14 protein-coding genes and 3 pseudogenes are annotated in these 20,449 nt (G+C 53.2%); 10 read left to right on the top strand and 7 right to left on the bottom strand.

Annotation, left to right across the window (positions count from 1 at the left end; all coding sequences use genetic code 11):
* Positions 1-16: 16 nt before the first annotated feature.
* The 4 genes from F4V61_RS11050 to tsr form a co-directional block, all read right to left on the bottom strand.
* Positions 17-478 (bottom strand): PTS sugar transporter subunit IIB, encoded by a 462-nt coding sequence (locus F4V61_RS11050; protein WP_000634724.1) that lies wholly within the window; start codon positions 476-478, stop codon positions 17-19.
* 14 nt (positions 479-492) lie between these two features.
* Positions 493-915 carry a PTS sugar transporter subunit IIA gene (locus tag F4V61_RS11045; protein WP_000820687.1) on the bottom strand — a complete coding sequence of 141 codons (423 nt, stop codon included), beginning with the start codon at positions 913-915 and terminating at the stop codon, positions 493-495.
* A 100-nt stretch (positions 916-1,015) separates the two neighbouring features.
* Entirely contained in the window at positions 1,016-3,781 is a 2,766-nt protein-coding gene (locus F4V61_RS11040; RefSeq protein ID WP_001224197.1) for a sigma 54-interacting transcriptional regulator, read from the bottom strand.
* A gap of 349 nt (positions 3,782-4,130) precedes the next feature.
* Positions 4,131-5,792, bottom strand: coding sequence for a methyl-accepting chemotaxis protein (gene tsr / locus F4V61_RS11035; protein ID WP_000919503.1), 1,662 nt, complete (start codon positions 5,790-5,792; stop codon positions 4,131-4,133).
* Between the two features lie 366 nt (positions 5,793-6,158).
* Here tsr and btsT point away from each other — a divergent pair, with 366 nt between their 5' ends.
* From btsT to F4V61_RS11005, 6 genes and pseudogenes are all read left to right on the top strand, one after another.
* Entirely contained in the window at positions 6,159-8,309 is a 2,151-nt protein-coding gene (gene btsT, locus F4V61_RS11030) for a pyruvate/proton symporter BtsT (protein ID WP_000379923.1), read from the top strand.
* A 108-nt stretch (positions 8,310-8,417) separates the two neighbouring features.
* Positions 8,418-8,621, top strand: coding sequence for a YbdD/YjiX family protein (locus F4V61_RS11025; protein ID WP_000460613.1), 204 nt, complete (start codon positions 8,418-8,420; stop codon positions 8,619-8,621).
* 10 nt (positions 8,622-8,631) lie between these two features.
* Positions 8,632-9,588: a GTPase gene (yjiA, locus tag F4V61_RS11020; RefSeq protein WP_000187847.1), complete on the top strand. Its 957-nt coding sequence runs from the start codon at positions 8,632-8,634 to the stop codon at positions 9,586-9,588.
* A 67-nt stretch (positions 9,589-9,655) separates the two neighbouring features.
* Positions 9,656-10,422 (top strand): annotated as a pseudogene (locus F4V61_RS11015) (helix-turn-helix domain-containing protein).
* Positions 10,423-10,469: 47 nt separating this feature from the next.
* Positions 10,470-11,108, top strand: coding sequence for a LysE family translocator (locus tag F4V61_RS11010; RefSeq protein WP_079782280.1), 639 nt, complete (start codon positions 10,470-10,472; stop codon positions 11,106-11,108).
* Positions 11,109-11,518: 410 nt separating this feature from the next.
* Positions 11,519-12,442, top strand: a complete 924-nt coding sequence (locus F4V61_RS11005) for a DUF5655 domain-containing protein (protein ID WP_080160921.1) — start codon at positions 11,519-11,521, stop codon at positions 12,440-12,442.
* Between the two features lie 76 nt (positions 12,443-12,518).
* On the opposite strand, the gene yjiS is transcribed toward F4V61_RS11005, so the two are convergent.
* The gene (gene yjiS / locus F4V61_RS11000) at positions 12,519-12,683 is read right to left on the bottom strand and encodes a DUF1127 domain-containing protein YjiS (RefSeq protein WP_000397914.1); all 165 of its coding nucleotides are present in this window, start codon (positions 12,681-12,683) and stop codon (positions 12,519-12,521) included.
* Between yjiS and F4V61_RS10995 the strand changes: the two are divergent.
* Positions 12,650-12,790 (top strand): annotated as a pseudogene (locus F4V61_RS10995) (hypothetical protein); the annotation flags it as partial. The gene yjiS and the pseudogene F4V61_RS10995 sit on opposite strands and share 34 nt — an antisense overlap.
* A 98-nt stretch (positions 12,791-12,888) precedes the next feature.
* Here F4V61_RS10995 and F4V61_RS10990 read toward each other — a convergent pair.
* Both F4V61_RS10990 and F4V61_RS10985 read right to left on the bottom strand, forming a co-directional pair.
* Complete coding sequence (locus F4V61_RS10990) at positions 12,889-14,259, bottom strand: NAD-dependent succinate-semialdehyde dehydrogenase (RefSeq protein WP_079799240.1); 1,371 nt, start codon at positions 14,257-14,259, stop codon at positions 12,889-12,891.
* 180 nt (positions 14,260-14,439) lie between these two features.
* Positions 14,440-15,391: pseudogene (locus F4V61_RS10985) on the bottom strand (Rpn family recombination-promoting nuclease/putative transposase).
* A 479-nt stretch (positions 15,392-15,870) separates the two neighbouring features.
* On the opposite strand from F4V61_RS10985, the gene mdtM reads away from it, so the two are divergent.
* From mdtM to F4V61_RS10970, 3 genes are all read left to right on the top strand, one after another.
* Positions 15,871-17,112 carry a multidrug efflux MFS transporter MdtM gene (gene mdtM / locus F4V61_RS10980; protein WP_001188949.1) on the top strand — a complete coding sequence of 414 codons (1,242 nt, stop codon included), beginning with the start codon at positions 15,871-15,873 and terminating at the stop codon, positions 17,110-17,112.
* A gap of 86 nt (positions 17,113-17,198) precedes the next feature.
* Positions 17,199-18,470, top strand: a complete 1,272-nt coding sequence (locus tag F4V61_RS10975) for a DUF445 domain-containing protein (RefSeq protein ID WP_080160922.1) — start codon at positions 17,199-17,201, stop codon at positions 18,468-18,470.
* 206 nt (positions 18,471-18,676) lie between these two features.
* Complete coding sequence (locus F4V61_RS10970; protein WP_038397043.1) at positions 18,677-19,861, top strand: MFS transporter; 1,185 nt, start codon at positions 18,677-18,679, stop codon at positions 19,859-19,861.
* Positions 19,862-20,449 lie beyond the last annotated feature (588 nt).

Raw genomic sequence — 20,449 nt, 5'->3', positions numbered from 1 at the left:
TCAGGAATGTATCCGTTCAGGCGAAGAGTTGTTTACGATCGTTAGGCACCAGACGAATTTCTACCTCCACTCCGCCAGCCGCCAGTTCCCGAAGTTGCGTCATTTCATCCGCTAACAGATTAATGGCTTTAGCGATATTCTGGCTCCCTTCGCGCACCTTCGTGCCGCCTAAATTAATGCTTTTAATGTCGGGCAATTCGCGCGCCAGATGACACGCATCCGCCACGGACTCAACAACAATAAAAAGTTTATATTTATCGGTAACGCCGCTTTTTATCGCTTCAATCGAGTCGGCAATATTCTTAATAACCAGCTTCACCGCTGGCGGCTTCGCCATTTTAATGGTGGTTTTACGCAGGTCATCATTAGGTACGCTGTCGTTGGCAATTAAAATACAGTCGGCGCCAACGTACTGCGTCCAGGAAAAGGCGACCTGTCCATGTAATAAACGATGATCCACCCGTAAAAAAACAATCATGACTCTCCCTCCCCTTAAAAATCTTTATCGCTTTGCATGGCGCTGGTGATAGTTTGATTGCAGTACTGAATATTTTCTTTTGAATCCTCTAACGCCGTGATAATGGTATGCGTTGTATTGCCATCGTTTTCTGACATAAAGAGATCGATAACCAGCGGCAAATTAATCCCCGCCAGCAAATGAAAATTAGCGCGCGATAAATAACGTATAAATTCGTTATTCACGCTGCCGGCAAAGATATCGGTCAGCGCAATAATTTCATCTTCCGGCGGGATCTGCGCGATCAACATATCTACCTGCTGGCTTAAATCCATGTCCTCTTCAACGTAAGCGCACAGCGTCCATACATTTGACCGTTTGCCTAAAATCAGCTCCACGGAGTTTAAAACCCCGCTGGCCAGCGTGCCGTGGCTGGCGAAAATATAATGTCTCTTCATCCTGACCTCTAAAACACATTCCACTGTGATAAAAGAGAGCAAGCGGCGTGCCAGAAAAAGTGGCGCGCCGAAAAAAGATCGGGTTAACAGAGGGAAATCGTTAAAACTGTTGATCTTGCTCGATAAAATCTGTTTCGAAGGTCAGGATATTATGGATATAGCCAAGCTCGGCGGTGGGGATTTTGACACTGTAGTTACTCTCAATGACACTAAACGCTTCCCGTAGTCGATTCAGTTCGTGTTCCGGACACTGTTGCCCGCTCCAGGTCGTTATTCCCGCATGACGGATCAGACGCTCGATCAGGCAGCTAATATGCACATAGAGCGCCACCTTTCTTTCATTTGAGACGGTAACGCCCGCCAGATGTTCATAGCGCAGCAGAAACTGTTCAACGTGATTGATGACTTTACTGGTGTCAAGGATGGTGACGGATTCGATTACCCGTCGGAGCGAGAAGTTTTTCAGCAGCAGATTGTTGATCTCCGCTACCTGATCCGGCGTGGTCAGCGAACCAAACAGCCGCATCAGGTACTGGTTCCCCTCGCCGGAAATCAGCGAGTCGAGCGAAATCCACGGCACGCTGGCGATGTGCGGGTCCAGAGTGCCGACAATCGCCAGTACGTCGTAGCGAATAAATACCGGCTCCTGGGTTTTATTATTCGCCAGCATCGCGTAATCGCAGGCAACGACGTCAATCTCCAGCGCCTGTGGAATACTGGCGCTCAGTAATGAACAAAGATTGGTCGCCACGCCGATACCGGTCGCGCAAGTGGTCAGTATGGCGCGTGGTTTGTTGCTTTTCGGCCAGTAGAGCTGATACTCAACCGGTACATCCCGGGCGATATCGCGGGCGATCTCCTCAATAAAATGTCCCTGTAAAATGCGCTCGCCTACATACAACGCCATGCTGGTCGAGACGTTGTTGATAATCGTCACCGGCGTAGAGAGCGCGCGATCAAAATGACGATGAATGGCCTTGAGCGATCCCATATCCACCAGAATTATCAGGCCAGAGGCGAGCGGATGCCCTTCCAGATAGCGCATCACCTGCTGCGCTATCGCCCCCGGGGTGACATCCAGCGGCATATCGAACGATTCAAAAATCGTATTTTTCAATAACCGATTGGCGACGTTGGCGATACTGCTGGCGGTGGCATAGCCATGCGCCAGAATCACCGCGTGCGTCACCTGTTTCTGGCTGTTGACCCCCTGTTTATGCAGCCAAAGCGCCAGCAGCAGAATATCAATGCGTCTCGGCTCCAGATCCAGCTTCTGGCTCAGCGTCTCCAGAATCTGTAAACAGAAACTATACAGTAGCGGATATTTCTGGGCGAGAAAGGCGTCCAGTTGGCGGATCTGCTCACTGTTGAGACGAGAAGGCGCCTGTGCGGTACGATGGATTAGATAGTGACTAAGCGCATAAATACAGTTGCCGTTAAGCTGCATATTGAAGCGCTTCTCCAGACGATAAAACTCTTCCCGCACCTGGCTTGTAATTAACAGCAACCGCTGTGAATGCACATTATCATCGCCGGTAAAAATCAGGCGATCGAAGAGAGTTTCGATTTCATCGCCCATTCTTTTTTGTACCGTCTCCCACCCCTCCTTCCCGCTACGCACCAACTCGTACAGCGCCAGCACATGACACTGCGTATCATGGATCATGCCCTGCATCTCGTCACGGGCGCGCAGTAGCCAGGTCAGGTTCGTGTCGGGCGTGATGCTCACCGGCGCGTCGTCCGTCAGCGGTTCATTCAGCGACGGCAATGCCGACAGCATGGCATCCGGCAGATCGTGCAGCGACACGGTAACGGTTTCCTGCCCTGGCTTTTTCGCCCATGCCGTCGCCACCGCATATTTCACCACATTTTTCAGCTCGCCGACGTTGCCGCGATAAACATACTGATTGAGGATCTGCAACAAACGCGGCCTGAGGATAAGCGTGGCCGAGAGCTTTTTCGCCTCCGTCCAGAAAAACAGTAAGATCAGCGCCTCTTTTTCCTGGCGGCTGCGGTGCTGGAGATCCGGCAGGTTGACCTGAATCGGGATGCGCCGCAAAAATGTCGTCAAAAAGGTACTATGGATCTCTTCGGTAGTCGCAAATACCAGACGTACAGAAACCGGATGCCCTTGCGCGGTATCGCCTACCCGATAAATTTCGCCGCAATCGAGCCAGGTAAAGAGCTTCTCCTGCCCTTCGGCGCTCAGTCGGTGGACTTCATCCAGAAATAACATGCCGCCGTCAGCCGCCTCGAACGCGCCCGGCCTGTCGCTCTGCGCGCCGGTAAACGCGCCCTTCACATAACCAAAAAGATTCGCCGCAAGCAGTTCGGGATTGCTCGCATACTGGGCGCAGTTAAAACTGATAAACGGCGCATCCGGCGGCAGAAGCGCTTGGGTGACGGCATATTCGTGCATTAGTCGCGCCAGATAACTTTTCCCGGTGCCGCTTTCGCCGGTCATCAGTAGCGGCAGTCCGCCGTCGGGATAAAACAGCGCGGTTTTCAGTTGCTCAATCGGGCGCTTCAGGCTTTCGTTATGGCCAATCAACAGGGAAAAATGATCGTCCGGCACGCACTCCTGTTCCCCATGCGCTAACAGTTCCGCGATGCTAGCGTATTCATTGCGCGAAAGCGTAAAAAATTGCTGACTAAATGCCTGCTTATGCAGGAAATAGACGGGACGAGTGTTGATTTTGCAGAGCACGCCCTGTGCCACCAGTTGGTTCAGGTAGTGGCTGGCGGTGTTTCGCTGCATATTAAAACGCTGCGCCAGATAGCGCGCGGTAAATACCTCGCTGACATTTTCCGGATCAAAAAAATCCGTTTGGTTCATCAGGAAAGCAAGCAGGGCATCTTTGCGCATCGTATCCTCTCACGATTACCACATAAGCAATTATGATGCCGCGAAACGAGGCGTTCCTGTCGCGCAATCTTCCGCTTTATTCATTTTTTGTGGATCACCGCACATCCTTCGCCCAACGCGGGGTTAGCAAAAACAACGGCAACAGCGCTACTGCCTGGCGTTACGTCAGAAAAGAGAGGAAGAGGCGGCGCACGGCATGCGTATGAATCACGCTGCGCCATGCGCCTGATGCTGGTTTAAATACCTGTAGGTCGGATAAGGCGTTTACGCCGCCATCCGGCATTGTTTTACCTGATGGCGCGCGCTTATCAAGCCAGGCAGACCGGCGGCGGCATTTGCCAATACGCTCTTAAAACGTTTCCCAATTATCGCTGTCGTCGGCCACGGCGGCTTTTCGTGGCGGCACGGCTGCTGAGGTTTTTACCGCCGCAACGTCACGCGCGCGCTGCTGTTCCTGTTGAATACGGAACACCGCGACAGCCTGCGTCAGACGGCTGGCTTGTTCTTCCAGCGCCGCAGCCGCGGCGGCGGACTCTTCCACCAGCGAGGCGTTCTGCTGCGTTACACGATCCATCTCCGCTACCGCCAGACCAACCTGGTCAATACCGCGACTCTGCTCGTCGGACGCCGAGGCAATCTCACCCATGATATCAGTCACGCGGGTGACTGCATTGACGATCTCATCCATGGTTTCACCGGCGCTTTCGACCAGTGTCGAACCCACGTCAACGCGGCTCACGGAGTCCTCAATCAGACTCTTGATCTCCCGTGCCGCCTGCGCGCTACGGCTTGCCAGAGTACGCACTTCACCGGCCACCACTGCAAACCCGCGCCCCTGCTCGCCTGCGCGCGCCGCTTCTACCGCCGCGTTCAACGCCAGGATATTGGTCTGGAAAGCAATACCGTCGATTACGCTGATAATATCGGCGATTTTCTGCGAACTGGAGGCGATGTCACGCATTGTTTGTACGACGTTATCCACCACTTTGCCGCCTTTCTGCGCTGTTTCAGAGGCGCTCAGCGCCAAGTGGCTGGCCTGACGGGCGTTTTCGGCGTTCTGTTTCACGGTGGCGGTCAGTTGTTCCATACTGGCGGCGGTCTCTTCCAGAGACGCGGCCTGCTGTTCAGTACGGGAGGAGAGGTCGTTGTTGCCCATCGCGATTTCGCTGGCGCCGCTGTAAATCGCGTTGGCGCCATTGCGTACATCGCCCACGGTACGCACCAGCTCGCTCTGCATATGGCGTAAGTTGTCCGCCAGTTGCCCCATTTCGTTGGAGCCTTCGACATCAATACGTTTCACCAGATCGCCGCTGGCGATATGGCGAATGCTTTCGATCAGACGATTCATCGGGGCGATAAGCGACAGTTTGATGCCGAACCAGACGGCGATAATGACCACCAGAACCGCAATCAGCACGCTGACCAGCACCCACATCGCCTGGTTGTAGGAACTGTTGTTATCCTCAACAGCAATATCGTACAGACGATCGTTTTGCTGCATATAGGCCATGTACTGCTTCTCAAAGGCGTCCTGATAGCTTTGGGTCGGTTGATCGAAAAATTCGTTTATCTTACCCGCGCCAAGAAGCTGAATAAGCTCCGCCAGCGCGCCGTGGTAGATATCATAGGTTCGTTTGATTTCAAGGAAAGCCGCTTCACTCTGACGTGGATCGCGCGGTAACGACTCATACTGCGCCCAGCTTTTTTCCACCAGCTTCAGCGTATTGGCCGCCCCCTGCATCAGTTCAGCGACAGTTGCGCCGCTCCCTATATTGCTCTGGTCCATCATCCAGCGGATGCCTGCGCGGTTCAGGGTATTACGCGTTTGCAGCAGCTCCACCCAAGTTGCATTCAGGGCAGACTGCTGCTGACGAATGGTTTGCAATACGGTGAAGTTTTCTTTGTCATTCTTTAGGGAGTTGAAGAACAACCCGCCTGATGTCAGTTGTAAAAGGCCAAATAGCGCCAATACCAGCAGTAAGCTGGTAACAATTTTAATTCGCTTTAACATGTTTTCTCTTTCCGCTAGACAGATACCTGAATTTTCGGCCTGCAAAGGGAAAACTTTATGGGATTCGCGCCATTAATATCATTATTAGCTCAGTTTGGTCGTTATTCTCTCCTGAGCAAAAAAGGACGCCCGATTTTATATCGTGATCTCAATCACATAAAATCGCTCGCGTCCCCACTGCGAAACCGCTTACCGGTACGTTCGACCGCTTAAACTGCCATACAACCACTCACTGATTTACCGAACTTTACGCGCGCGATGATCTGGCAAGATCCCTCCAGCATAGCAGTCAATTTACCTCCTCAAACACGAACTCAATGTCCACCCAGCTTCGGCTGATAATTAAACTTACAACCAGGTTTTACTATGGATACGAAAAAGATATTCAAGCACATACCCTGGGTGATTCTCGGAATCATCGGTGCTTTCTGCCTCTCGGTAGTTGCCCTACGTCGGGGTGAACACGTTAGCGCCCTGTGGATCGTGGTCGCTTCCGTTTCCGTCTATCTGGTAGCTTACCGCTACTACAGCCTGTACATCGCCCAGAAGGTGATGAAGCTCGACCCCACGCGCGCCACGCCTGCGGTCATCAATAACGACGGCCTGAACTACGTGCCGACTAACCGCTACGTGCTATTTGGTCACCACTTCGCCGCTATCGCTGGCGCCGGGCCGCTGGTCGGGCCGGTACTGGCCGCGCAGATGGGCTATCTGCCGGGTACTCTGTGGCTACTGGCGGGCGTGGTGCTCGCAGGCGCAGTGCAGGATTTTATGGTGCTGTTTATCTCTTCCCGCCGCAACGGCGCGTCTCTTGGCGAGATGATCAAAGAAGAGATGGGTACCGTTCCGGGCACCATCGCGCTATTCGGTTGCTTCTTAATCATGATCATCATTCTGGCGGTACTGGCGCTGATTGTGGTGAAAGCGCTGGCCGAAAGCCCGTGGGGTGTCTTCACCGTTTGCTCAACTGTGCCGATCGCGCTGTTTATGGGCATCTATATGCGATTTATCCGTCCGGGACGCGTAGGGGAAGTGTCGGTCATTGGTATCGTGCTGCTGGTAGCGTCTATCTACTTCGGCGGCGTGATTGCCCACGACCCGTACTGGGGTCCGGCGCTGACCTTTAAAGACACCACCATTACCTTCGCGCTAATCGGCTACGCATTTGTTTCCGCGCTGCTGCCGGTATGGCTGATCCTCGCCCCGCGTGACTATCTCGCCACCTTCCTGAAAATCGGCGTGATTGTTGGCCTGGCGCTGGGGATTGTGATCCTCAACCCGGAACTGAAAATGCCGGCGTTGACGCAGTATGTCGACGGTACCGGCCCGCTGTGGAAAGGCGCTCTGTTCCCGTTCCTGTTCATCACCATCGCCTGTGGCGCCGTATCTGGCTTCCACGCGCTGATCTCTTCCGGCACCACGCCGAAACTGCTGGCCTGTGAGACCGATGCGCGTTTTATCGGCTACGGCGCGATGCTGATGGAGTCCTTTGTTGCGGTGATGGCGCTGGTGGCGGCCTCGATCATTGAGCCTGGTCTCTACTTTGCGATGAACACCCCGCCTGCGGGCTTGGGCATTACCATGCCAAACCTACATGAGATGGGCGGCGAGAACGCGCCGCTAATTATGGCGCAGTTGAAAGATGTCACCGCACATGCGGCGGCGACCGTCAGCTCCTGGGGTTTTGTGATTTCCCCGGAACAAATCCTGCAAACCGCGAAAGATATCGGCGAGCCGTCAGTCCTGAACCGCGCAGGCGGCGCGCCGACACTGGCCGTGGGTATCGCGCATGTATTCCACAAAGTGCTGCCGATGGCCGACATGGGCTTCTGGTATCACTTCGGTATTCTGTTCGAAGCGCTGTTTATCCTGACCGCGCTGGATGCGGGCACCCGTTCCGGCCGCTTTATGTTGCAAGATTTGCTGGGTAACTTCGTCCCGTTCCTGAAAAAAACCGACTCTCTGGTCGCGGGTATCATCGGTACTGCCGGCTGCGTCGGTCTGTGGGGCTATCTGCTGTATCAGGGCGTGGTCGACCCGCTGGGCGGCGTGAAGAGCCTGTGGCCGCTATTCGGTATCTCTAACCAGATGCTGGCCGCCGTGGCGCTGGTGCTCAGCACCGTGGTACTGATCAAAATGCAGCGCACCAAATACATCTGGGTGACGGTGATCCCGGCGGTATGGCTGCTGATCTGCACCACCTGGGCGCTGGGCCTGAAACTGTTCAGCGCCAATCCACAGATGGAAGGTTTCTTCTACATGGCAAACCTGTATAAAGAGAAGATTGCCAACGGCGCCAATCTGACCGCCGAACAGATTGCCAACATGAACCATATCGTGGTGAACAACTACACCAACGCAGGTTTGAGTATTCTGTTCCTGGTCGTGGTCTACAGTATTATCTTCTACGGTTTCACCACTTGGATGACGGTACGCAACAGCGATAAACGTACCGACAAAGAAACACCGTATGTACCCGTGCCGGAAGGCGGCGTGAAGATCTCATCACACCACTAACCTCTTGCCGGATGGCGCTACGCTTATCCGGCCTACTGAATGTGTATTAATGTAGGCCGGATAAGGCGCTAGCCGTCATCCGGCTTTAATCATTACAGGTATGAAGCAATGTTTGATACGTTAGGCCAGGCAAAAAAATATCTCGGCCAGGCGGCAAAAATGTTGATTGGTATTCCGGACTACGACAACTATGTCGAGCACATGAAAACCAACCATCCCGACAAGCCGTACATGACCTATGAAGCGTTCTTTCGCGAACGCCAGCAAGCACGCTACGGCGGCGATGGAAAAGGCGGTATGCGCTGTTGTTAATGGAGAGACTATGACCCCGATTGCAGTTACCCTACTTACCGGTTTTCTTGGCGCCGGCAAAACCACCCTGCTGCGCCACATTCTTAACGAACAACACGGTTTTAAAATCGCCGTTATCGAAAATGAATTTGGCGAAGTCTCCGTTGACGACCAACTGATTGGCGACCGCGCCACGCAGATCAAAACCCTGACCAACGGCTGCATCTGCTGCACCCGCTCCAACGAGCTGGAAGATGCGCTGTTAGACCTGCTCGACAGCCGCGATCGCGGTGACATTGACTTCGACCGTCTGGTGATTGAGTGTACCGGCATGGCTGACCCCGGTCCGATTATCCAGACGTTTTTCTCTCACGATATGCTATGCGAACGCTACTTGTTGGATGGGGTGATTGCGCTGGTCGATGCGGTACACGCTAACGAGCAGATGAACCAGTTCACCATCGCGCAGTCGCAGGTAGGCTACGCCGACCGTATCCTGTTGACCAAAACCGACGTCGCAGGCGACAGCGAAAAACTGCGCGAGCGGCTGGCGCGCATCAACGCCCGCGCCCCGGTTTACACCGTGGTACACGGTGATATCGACCTGAATAAATTATTTAATACCAGCGGCTTTATGCTGGAAGAGAACGTGCTGGCAAGCCAACCGCGCTTCCACTTTATTGCCGATAAACAGAATGATGTGTCATCGATTGTGGTAGAGCTGGATTACCCGGTCGATATCAGCGACGTGTCGCGCGTGATGGAGAATCTGCTGCTGGAATCGGCGGATAAACTGCTGCGTTACAAAGGGATGCTGTGGATCGACGGCGAACCCAACCGCCTGCTGTTCCAGGGCGTGCAGCGCCTGTACAGCGCGGACTGGGACAGACCGTGGGGCGATGAACAGCCGCGCAGTACGCTGGTGTTTATCGGGATTCAGTTGCCGGAAGCGGAAATCAGATCGGCGTTTGCGGGGCTGCGAAAGTAAACGGGCGCAGAAAAACCGGGGACCGCACAGGAGACTTTATGCCTCTTATCCGAGATATTCTCCACAACTGCCGTGGCTGGAGCTGCGTACTACCAGTGAAAGCCGTCAGGCTTATAAGCGTCACAGCCACCCGCAACTGTCGCTGGGCGCGATCATCGCTGGGGAAACCCGTTGCATCAGCAACGGGCAAGAGTATCTGTTACGCCCCGGCGAGCTGATCCTGATCTCCCGCAATCTCCACACAGTTGTAACCCGCGCAACGGGCGACCACGCAGCTATCATATGCTGTATCTCAATGCCGACTGGTGCCTGGCACAGCTTCACCATTTGCCGGCGGATAGCCGCCTGCATACCGCGCAGCCACAGTTGCAGGACCCACAGCTTTTCCAGCTTTATCAGCAGATTATAACGTCTATTATCCAGCAACAAACCACCGAACTTCCGGCGCTTATCATCCACATGCTGCACGCCCTGCCGCTACAAAGCACCGATGCAAAGCCACCGCGCGCCACCAGCCGCCAGTTGTTCTCCCGTTTATCCAACAACCTTCAGGAACCACCGACGCTGGACACTCTGGCGCAGGAGTTCGCGCTCCGTAAGGAGACCCTGATTCGCACCTTTAAGCAGGATACCGGCCTGACTCCTGCCAGCTTTATCAATATGGCCCGCATTGAGTATGCCCGACACCGATTGCGTGCCGGGGACTGTATTGCCGATGTCGCCTACCAGACTGGTTTCGCCGATCAAAGTCATTTTCACAAAACCTTCGTCAGCTACACGGCGGCGACGCCGCGTCAGTACGCGCGGAACAGATCAATATCCGACAATAAATAGCGCATCAGCAGGTATAGGCTGACCTCAGTATCATCACAGAGGTTGCTATGGAACAGGTTACAACGCTATTTCCCACGGCATTTCCCGCACTGGCGCATTTTATGGCGCTGCTCAGCCCAGGGCCAGACTTCTTTTTACTGGTCGGTTACGCCATACGCTACCGGCTACGCGGCAGCGTTGGGCTGTGCCTCGGCATTGCGGCGGGAAATGGGCTCTACATTCTGCTGGTGGTGATTGGGTCAGGGCTACTGCGTCAGACGCCGCTGCTCTTGACCATCATCGAACTGTTCGGTGCCGCCTACCTGCTATGGGTGGGCCGTCAATTGTTGAAAAGCCGTGCCGGGCCGCTGGGGTGGCGGCGGCACGCCGCATCGGCATGTCCGTCACTGGCAAAACAGCTATTGCTGGGGCCAGGCTCATCACTGCTGAATCCGAAAAATGCTCTGTTTTATCTGGCGCTAATGACCGCCCTGCTGGCCCCAAACGTGACCGTGACACAGCAGGCCATATGCGGAATCTGGATGACCAGCGTAGTGTTACTCTGGGATCTGCTGCTGATAACGCTTATCGCCCTGCCGCAAATTCAACGTCGTCTGGGTAATCTTGTCTGGAAAATTGAACGCGCCGCCGGCGGCATTCTGATCGCCTTTGGCAGCTGGATTGTGTGGCAGTTCATCACAAGTTAAATCGATGAGGGGCAGCTTTATACGGTGGTCAACGTTGTCCGGGCAGATGAATAGGGTCTGCATCATTCGAACCCTTTCCTTCTTATAATGCCGACGCCGCCATAAATTAACCCGCTCTCGGACACCAATAAAGCGGCTAAATAGCCGCTTTATTCTCATCACCAAATATAATATCACCTCTCATCCAGCGGCTTATTTTCATTGATTTTCAGCTAGACTTTTCTTCTGTAAGACGCGCAAACTGCTGTAACAGCGTCGGATGGCGCTAACGCTTATCCGACCTACGGCCCGCAGCCCGGTAACCACCTGCTGTCGGGCTTATAACATATCTCACCTCCAAAAGCCCGATTTCCGCTTTTATCTCTTTTCACATAACGTATGATAGTGCGCAGAAAATTCAGGAGGGATCCATGAGCGATATCCAGCTTTTCCGCTACGGCGCCGGGAAAGTACAAGAACTGCCGGGCAAAGCTGCGGTCATTGAAAAAGATCTGCAAACGCTGATCGAATCCCATATGGAAACATTTCTCGGCGTCCGCTTTCTCGATACCGAATACCGCACGGGTAAAACCCATCGTGGGCGAATTGATTCCCTCGGCCTCGATGAAAATAACTGCCCGGTAATTATTGAATATAAGCGCCACAGCAATGAAAACGTCATTAATCAGGGGCTGTTTTATCTCGACTGGCTGCTCGATCATAAAGCGGAATTTCAGTTGCAGGTGATGGAGAGAATAAGTAAAACCGCGGCCAAAGCCATCGACTGGTCCGGCACACGGTTAATCTGTATTGCCGCCGATTTTAATAAATACGACGAACATGCCGTTCAGCAAATCAACCGCAATATCAACCTAATTCGCTACAAGCTTTTTGCCGACGACCTGTTAATGCTGGAACTAGTTAACGCCGTGGTCGAAAATAGCCCTCAGCACATCACTGTGGACGGCCCGACCAGCGGTAACGGTAAGCGCCATACCCGCACGCAGCGCGAACAGCTCTCTTCGGCCTCACCCGCGCTGCTTTCATTATATGAACAGCTAAAAAGCTATGTGCTCTCACTCAGTGATGAGGTTCAGTTTAAAGAGCTTAAGCTCTATGACGCCTTCCGCCTCATTCGTAACTTTCTGTGCGTGGCCGTTTATCCCGTTACCGACCCACACCTACGCCTGTGGCTGAAAATCAATCCACAGCATATCCAGCTTGAAGAAGGATTTAGCCGGGACGTCACAAACATTGGCCACTGGGGAACCGGCGACGTCGAATTGATTGTGCGTAACGAACACGATCTGGATAAAGCCAAACTGCTGATCGAGAAAGCCTGGCAGGAAAATTAGCGTTCCAGGATACCCGCCTACTGGAGAGGTTAAGATAAGATTATCCAGCCTTTCCAGTTTTACTGACTCTTATCTGTTATTCCACATCCTTCCTTTCCAACCCAATATCCCTTAACTGCTCGTCACTCAATCGTCGCAGCGCCTGACAGGCCCGCTTACGCAGCCACCACCTTTTTAGCGCCCGTCTGAGCTGCACAAAGCCAATAAATGGTTGTCTGGGGCGGTTCTCATAAAATTCCATACCAGCCTCCGCATAGAACAGAAAATGCGGGCATCATGAATGTCTGTACAAACAATATCGGGATCAAAAGCACGGTTAGTGCAACGTGGATAAATAAGGAGGGCGATTTAGGGTGTTTTGTTCGCTTATTTCGTTTTGATTTAAGATCCGCGTCCTTCGCTGCAAAAAGCCAGGCCCCTCCCGTTTTCAGAGGGGGCAACAGGGATTAGCGGCGCACCACTACCAGCTTCTGGTTCACAAACTCCTTAATCCCCAGATCCGATAGCTCGCGTCCGAAGCCCGAACGCTTAACGCCGCCGAACGGCAGCTCCGCTGCGGTGTCGGTCAGCCAGTTGATATAAACCATCCCGGTTTCAATCCGTGAGGCCATGCGTTTCGCACGTTCGATATCCTGACTAAATACCGCGCCGCCGAGGCCATAGTGAGAGTCGTTGGCGAGTTTTATCGCCTCGTCATCGTCTTTCACCACATAAATCTGCGCCACCGGGCCAAAGAACTCTTCAAAATACGCCGGGTTATCACGGGTAATCTGGGTCAGAATGGTCGGCGCAAAGAAGTTGCCTTTGCTTTCCAGCGGCTTGCCACCAAAGTGCAGTGTCGCGCCGTTTTTTACCGCCTCATTCACCTGTCTGGTCAATGTTTCCAGCGCATCTTTCGACGACAATGGCCCCAGTTCGGTAGCGGCATCCATCTGATCGCCCATCTTCACCTTGCTGAACGCCTCGGTAAACTGGCTAAGGAACCGATCGGCAATTTTCTCATGCAGGATAAAGCGCTTCGCCGCCGTACACACCTGCCCCGCATTAGTGAGCCGCGCCTGCACGCCAATTTTCACCGCCTTCTCAATATCGGCATCATCCAGGACGACGAACACATCGTTACCGCCCAGTTCCAGCGTCGCTTTTTTAATGTGTTTCGCCGCCTGCGCCGCCACGGCGCCCCCCGCTTTTTCAGATCCAGTCAACGCCGCACCCTGCACGCGCGGGTCAGAGATGATGTTGGCTACTTGATCGGAGGAAATAAACAAGTTGGTCCACGCGCCGTCCGGCGCGCCGGCTTCCCGTACCAAGTGGGCAAACGTCTCGGCGCAGTGCGGAACGATGCTGGCATGTTTCGCCAGCACCGGATTACCGGCGGCCAGGTTCGGCGCCAGCACGCGCATTAGCTGATAGTACGGGAAGTTCCATGGTTCAACGGCCATAATGACGCCAATCGGATGATGTTCTACCCACGCGTCGCCAAACACCGTTTTATAAGGCACTGGAGCAAGAAACTGCTTCGCGTTATCCGCATAATAGCGTGCAATCTGCGCGCACAGTTTGACTTCGCCACGGCTCTGTTCGATGAGCTTACCCATCTCCTGGCTGGCGATTTTTGCCAGTTCTTCGACACGGCTGTCGATCAAGTCAGCCAACTTATGCAGTACCGGCAGACGTTGGTCAATGTCTCCTTTTGACCAGTCGGATCGGTAGAGCGCGTCGGCTTTTTGCAGCGCGGCTTCAATATCCGCGTCCGTGTGCGGGGGGTACTCTTTAATGAGCTGATTGTTGGCAGGATTCACTGTCTGGTAAGCCATATCACATGTCTCCTTGTTATCGTCATTAAGGCAGCCATAAATGCCGCTTAGAACAATAAGGGTAGTAGAGATGGCTGGGGCTATCGGTAAAGTTCGGTATATTCGTGCGGTTATCAGCGATAGTTATAGAGAGCGTTGCCCGGTGGGCACCGGGCCTGCAACATTCAGACTGGAACCGCGTTAATGGCTAACATCCTGAAGCTCTTCAGCCGTAAGGCCGGTGAACCGCTGGACAGTCTCGCGGTCAAGTCCGTCCACCAGCATCTGTCTGGCGATACGCAATGCGGCAACGTGCTGACCTTTTTCCAGCCCTTTTTCTAATCCTTCCTCCAGACCGACCTGTCTTCCTTGCCGTTCCCCTTTTCTGCGATCCGCTGCGCGGATCCTCTCTATCAGCGTCATCAGTCTCTCCTTAGTGTGCGGGACATGCCCTACCACATCACGAATAAACGTGGTGAAACGAGGCGTGTGTCCGTGCTGAATCATAAGATAATTAAACAGCGCTTTAAGCTGCCTGTCATTAGCGCAACCAGTAACTAACAGCGAAGCAATCCGTTCAACCAGTCCCTGCAGGTCGCGCTGGCGGATATGTTTTTGGATGAGCTCCAGCAGCGCAATGCGGCGGTGCTGCATAATGTCATCATCCGATACCACCGTAATATCGACCAGCGGAAAGGCGGCGGCATAGAGTCTTCTTGCCACTTCCGGGTTCGCAAACTCATCCAGCCAGCACAGCGAAAAAGGATACGGGCTATCAACACCGTGATAAAACAGCATCGGCACCACCAGCGGAAGATGCTTATGCCCCGCCTCAGATGCTGTTGCATTGCCGCCATCGCATACCGCATCAGCCGAAACGCCATATGCGCATCCGGCGTGCTCTGATGTTCAATCACGACGTAGATATAACCGTCGCCCTCGCGCGTTTTCAGCGACCAAAGCACATCGGAATAATAGGCTCGCAGATTTTTTCAATAAAACTGCCGGGCTCCAGCTTTAGCGTCCCCAGGTCGCAAAGCTGGCGTAACGACACCGGCAGATGAATCTCCATAAAATCGCGGGCGGTTTCCGGGTGGCGCAAAAAGGTTTTAAACACCGCATCATGCGGTGTTGAGGTCGTCGATTTTTTCATGGCGCTCCGTCACCCCAAGCCAGGATGCTGCGACTCTACCTCCTGAAAATTCCTTTCTCATCCGTACCTTTTCAGCATTGCGAGGCGCGACGGAAGATAAATCCTGTTATCTGTAATGCACATGCATTTTCGGAACTGAACACGCAAAACGCCAGTCTGCGCGCCCTGCCTTTATCTTTGTTAACCGGGCAAACTCTTTTGATTAACATCAAAATTTAATTACACTTAATGTGTATATTTTCTGTGCTACGTAAATTTCCCGAGGTGTGATGTGCTGATTGTTATCTGTAATCGCCACACGTTCTGACGAGGTTCAGAACGCGTCTCCTCCTGTCTGTGTTTTCACCGGCAGCGTTTTTGATTACATGAAATTCAGTACATCCGCAGCCGCTATATCCATCGCCTGCCTGACGTCACGATGACGGTATTGAGTTTCGCTGTTCCCATCATGGGGTTCTCCGACACGGAGTGCATTTTTTATGCAACGGATTCTTCAGTTTTTCTCCCAACGCGCCACAACGTTATTTTTCCCGATGGCGCTGATTTTGTACGATTTTGCCGCCTATCTGACGACGGATCTGATTCAGCCTGGCATTATTAACGTCGTGCGCGATTTTAATGCCGATGTCAGCCTTGCGCCGGCCTCGGTAAGCCTCTATCTGGCGGGTGGAATGGCGTTACAATGGCTTCTGGGGCCGCTATCCGACAGGATTGGCCGCCGGCCAGTGCTGATTGCAGGCGCATTAATTTTTACTCTCGCCTGCGCGGCAACGCTGTTGACGACCTCAATGACGCAGTTTCTGGTTGCCCGTTTTGTGCAGGGCACCAGCATTTGCTTTATCGCAACGGTCGGCTACGTCACGGTACAGGAGGCCTTCGGTCAAACTAAAGCCATTAAGCTGATGGCGATTATTACCTCCATTGTGCTGGTCGCTCCGGTTATCGGCCCGCTCTCCGGCGCCGCGCTGATGCACTTCGTTCACTGGAAGGTGCTGTTCGGTATTATTGCGGTGATGGGACTGTTGGCGTTGTGCGGCCTGCTGCTGGCGATGCCAGAAACGGTTCAACGCGGCGCGGTGCCGTTCAGCGCGGTGAGCGTACTGCGCGATTTTCGTAATGTGTTTCGCAACCCGATTTTTCTCACCGGGGCGGCGACGCTGTCGTTGAGCTACATCCCGATGATGAGCTGGGTGGCGGTGTCGCCGGTGATCCTGATCGATGCCGGCGGGATGAGTACTTCGCAATTCGCCTGGGCGCAGGTGCCCGTATTCGGCGCGGTAATCGTGGCCAATATGATCGTTGTGCGCCTGGTGAAAGACCCGACCCGCCCGCGTTTTATCTGGCGCGCCGTACCAATCCAGTTAAGCGGGCTGGCGACATTGCTCCTCGGTAATCTTCTTCTGCCGCACGTCTGGCTTTGGTCTGTGCTGGGCACCAGCCTGTACGCGTTCGGCATTGGAATGATTTTCCCGACGCTGTTTCGCTTCACGCTTTTCTCCAATAACTTGCCAAAAGGGACAGTTTCGGCCTCGCTGAACATGGTGATTCTGACGGTGATGGCAGTGTCGGTCGAAGTTGGCCGCTGGCTGTGGTTTCACGGCGGGAGACTGCCGTTTCACCTGCTGGCGGCGGTGGCCGGGGTGATTGTGGTCTTCACCCTGGCGACATTATTACAGCGCGTGCGCCAGCATGAGGCAGCAGAACTGGCCGCTGAGAAGTAAACACTCTGCCGGATAGAGGCTTATCCGGCACAGGATAATCTGATGTTTTTTGCACGTTCCTTCTGTCTGGCTCTATCCTTAACCCTATGAATAAAATCGCCGAACTCAAACGCGCCAAACGCCTGGCGCTCTCACTGTTGCTGATAGCCGCCGCGACGTTTGTGACCACACTTTTCCTGCCGCCCAATTTTTGGGTGCTGGGCGTGAAAGCCATTGCCGAAGCGGCGATGGTTGGCGCGCTGGCGGACTGGTTTGCCGTGGTGGCGCTGTTCCGCCGTATTCCCATTCCATTTATTTCGCGACATACGGCGATTATTCCCCGTAATAAAGACCGCATCGGCGAAAATCTTGGGCAATTTGTGCAGGAAAAGTTCCTTGATACGCAGTCGCTGATCGCGCTAATCCGCCGCCATGAACCCGCGCTGCTTATCGGAAACTGGTTCAGCCAGCCGGACAACGCCAGCCGGGTCGGGCAGCATCTGCTGCAAATTATGAGCGGCTTTCTGGAACTGACCGATGACGCCCGTATTCAGCGGCTGCTCAAGCGAGCGGTACATAAGGCGATTGATAAAGTGGATCTTTCCGGCACCAGCGCCCTGATGCTGGAAAGCATGACCAAAAACGATCGTCACCAGGTGTTACTCGATACGCTGATCGCCCAGCTTATCGCCCTGTTACAGCGTGACAGCTCACGAACATTTATCGCCAGACAAATCGTACGCTGGCTGGAAACTGAGCATCCGTTAAAGGCGAAGATTCTGCCGACCGAATGGCTGGGAGAACACAGCGCTGAACTGGTTTCCGACGCGGTGAATTCTCTGCTGGATGATATCAGCCACGACCGCGCGCATCAGATTCGTTATGCCTTCGATCGCGCTACGTATAAGCTGATCGATAAACTTAAACATGATCCGGAAATGTCCGCACGGGCAGAACACATCAAAAGCTACCTGAAAGAAGATGAGGCGTTTAACCGTTATCTCGGCGAGATCTGGGCGGACCTACGCCAGTGGTTAAAGACAGATATCAACGCCGAAGACTCGAAGGTGAAGCAACGCATCGCCCATGCCGGACAATGGTTCGGCGAGACGCTGATCGCCGACGATGCGTTACGCGCATCGCTTAATGGCCATCTGGAACAGGCCGCGCATCGGGTCGCGCCGGAATTCGCCGTCTTCCTGACTCGACATATCAGCGATACCGTAAAAGGCTGGGATGCGCGCGATATGTCGCAGCAAATTGAGCTGAATATCGGTAAAGATTTGCAGTTTATCCGTGTGAACGGCACGCTGGTCGGCGGCGCTATTGGGCTAGGGTTATATTTACTGTCACAAATACCTGCACTGGTCAGTCTTTAAGGTAGAGAAGACGCAGATCACATTATCATTCTCGCCCAAGTTAACGCACGCGGTGGGCACTTAATGCCCTTAACCCTCAATATAATCCGTTATTCGCCCTGCTTTTCACTTTATTTTTTTCAAAAAATAAACATTAATTTTACTTTTTGTTATCATCTTTAGCACTAATCCGGCATTCCTGCCTTAATTTAGCAACGAGAAAAACCATGTTTCAGGGTCAGAGCGCTTCACCTCGTCATCCAGTTTTTACAGCGCTTTTCGGTATGATGGTATTAATGCTGGGGATGGGAATTGGCCGCTTTCTGTATACCCCCATGCTGCCGGTAATGCTGGCGGAAAAGCAGCTAACGTTTAATCAGCTCTCCTGGATTGCCAGCGCCAATTATGCAGGGTATCTGGCGGGAAGCTTACTGTTTTCCTTTGGCCTTTTTCATCTCCCCTCTCGTCTACGCCCCATGCTGCTGGCTTCGGCAGCCGCCACCGGTATGCTTATTCTGACCATGGCGATATTTACCCAACCCGCCGCCGTCATGTTGGTGCGTTTTCTGGCTGGCGTCGCGAGCGCTGGAATGATGATTTTTGGATCGATGATTGTGTTGCATCATACCCGCCACCCGTTTGTTATCGCCGCCCTCTTTTCCGGCGTCGGAGCCGGGATTGTACTGGGTAATGAATATGTCACTGGCGGTCTACGTTATGCGCTTTCGGCCCATTCGCTATGGCTGGGGGCCGGGGCGCTCGCCGGTATATTGCTGTCAATCGTGGCGATGTTGATTCCGCCCCGCGCTCATGCACTGCCGCCCGCGCCTTTAGCAAGAATCGAAAATCAGCCAATGCTCTGGTGGCAACTGGCGCTACTGTACGGTCTCGCCGGATTCGGCTACATCATTGTCGCCACCTATTTACCTCTGATGGCGAAAAGCGCGGGTTCTCCGCTGCTCACGGCGCACCTTTGGTCGTTGGTCGGCCTGGCGATCATTCCCGGCTGCTTTGGCTGGCTGTGGTCGGCAAAACGCTGGGGCGTCCTGCCATGCCTGACCGCAAATCTGTTGATCCAGAGCGCCTGCGTGCTGCTGTCTCTCGCCAGCGGCTCATTATTGCTGTTAATACTGAGCAGTATTGGTTTTGGCGCCACATTTATGGGTACAACCTCGCTGGTTATGCCACTTGCCCGGCAGCTCAGCGCGCCGGGTAATATCAATCTGTTAGGTCTGGTTACGCTAACGTATGGCATTGGGCAAATTCTCGGTCCGCTAGCCGCCAGTCTGTCAGGCAATGGCGCGTCGGCAATTATCAACGCCACGCTTTGCGGCGCTGCGGCACTCTTTTTTGCCGCGCTGATCAGCGCGGCGCAGCAAGTGAAACAAAAACGGATTGTGATACGTGAATAAACGGTTTATTAAACTCACGCTATCAGCAACGGGTGATATCTTTAACGCTATTTACTGCGCGATGCCGTGCCGTTAAAAATTCTCAACGCGTTATTTCATGTGAAGATGACATTAACAACCATAATTATTTTATGGTTTTTAATGGCATCAAACTAGATATTAGCTTATATATCCCATTATGTTCATCTTCCTCCTTTAATCATAATCAATATAAATAAATTACATAATGAAATTAATTCAATTATTCGCTTTTTTATCACCTGCCCATATGCTTTTTGGTGGCAAACTGGCAAATTAGCGGCCATTGGCTGGTTGCAGCAATACGGCGTCAGGTGTAAAAAATTATAGTTAAAAGTAAAATTTCGGTTAAGAATGCCTGTTTTTTAGCAAAAATAATTAAGTGACGTAAATTTGACTAACGTCAAATCTATTACCCTTTTTTCTGCCCCCTGATCTGGCCTGCGTCAACATCCGTTTCTTTCGCTTTTTTACCTCGCGTTATACCGTCCTCAGCTCCCCCGCTCCGACAGCAGATCCGATGAGGGTGACTTAGTGCGCTACTATGCAAAAAACGCATAGCACGATACA

The organism is Salmonella enterica subsp. arizonae (genome assembly GCF_008692845.1).
Taxonomy (GTDB): domain Bacteria; phylum Pseudomonadota; class Gammaproteobacteria; order Enterobacterales; family Enterobacteriaceae; genus Salmonella; species Salmonella arizonae.
This window is presented reverse-complemented; position numbering and strand designations above follow the sequence as displayed.

Coding starts and splice junctions, on each gene's coding strand:
- F4V61_RS11050 (WP_000634724.1), bottom strand. CDS start 478: ATGATTGTTTTTTTACGGGTGGATCATCGTTTATTACATGGACAGGTC.
- F4V61_RS11045 (WP_000820687.1), bottom strand. CDS start 915: ATGAAGAGACATTATATTTTCGCCAGCCACGGCACGCTGGCCAGCGGG.
- F4V61_RS11040 (WP_001224197.1), bottom strand. CDS start 3,781: ATGCGCAAAGATGCCCTGCTTGCTTTCCTGATGAACCAAACGGATTTT.
- tsr (WP_000919503.1), bottom strand. CDS start 5,792: ATGTTAAAGCGAATTAAAATTGTTACCAGCTTACTGCTGGTATTGGCG.
- btsT (WP_000379923.1), top strand. CDS start 6,159: ATGGATACGAAAAAGATATTCAAGCACATACCCTGGGTGATTCTCGGA.
- F4V61_RS11025 (WP_000460613.1), top strand. CDS start 8,418: ATGTTTGATACGTTAGGCCAGGCAAAAAAATATCTCGGCCAGGCGGCA.
- yjiA (WP_000187847.1), top strand. CDS start 8,632: ATGACCCCGATTGCAGTTACCCTACTTACCGGTTTTCTTGGCGCCGGC.
- F4V61_RS11010 (WP_079782280.1), top strand. CDS start 10,470: ATGGAACAGGTTACAACGCTATTTCCCACGGCATTTCCCGCACTGGCG.
- F4V61_RS11005 (WP_080160921.1), top strand. CDS start 11,519: ATGAGCGATATCCAGCTTTTCCGCTACGGCGCCGGGAAAGTACAAGAA.
- yjiS (WP_000397914.1), bottom strand. CDS start 12,683: ATGGAATTTTATGAGAACCGCCCCAGACAACCATTTATTGGCTTTGTG.
- F4V61_RS10990 (WP_079799240.1), bottom strand. CDS start 14,259: ATGGCTTACCAGACAGTGAATCCTGCCAACAATCAGCTCATTAAAGAG.
- mdtM (WP_001188949.1), top strand. CDS start 15,871: ATGCAACGGATTCTTCAGTTTTTCTCCCAACGCGCCACAACGTTATTT.
- F4V61_RS10975 (WP_080160922.1), top strand. CDS start 17,199: ATGAATAAAATCGCCGAACTCAAACGCGCCAAACGCCTGGCGCTCTCA.
- F4V61_RS10970 (WP_038397043.1), top strand. CDS start 18,677: ATGTTTCAGGGTCAGAGCGCTTCACCTCGTCATCCAGTTTTTACAGCG.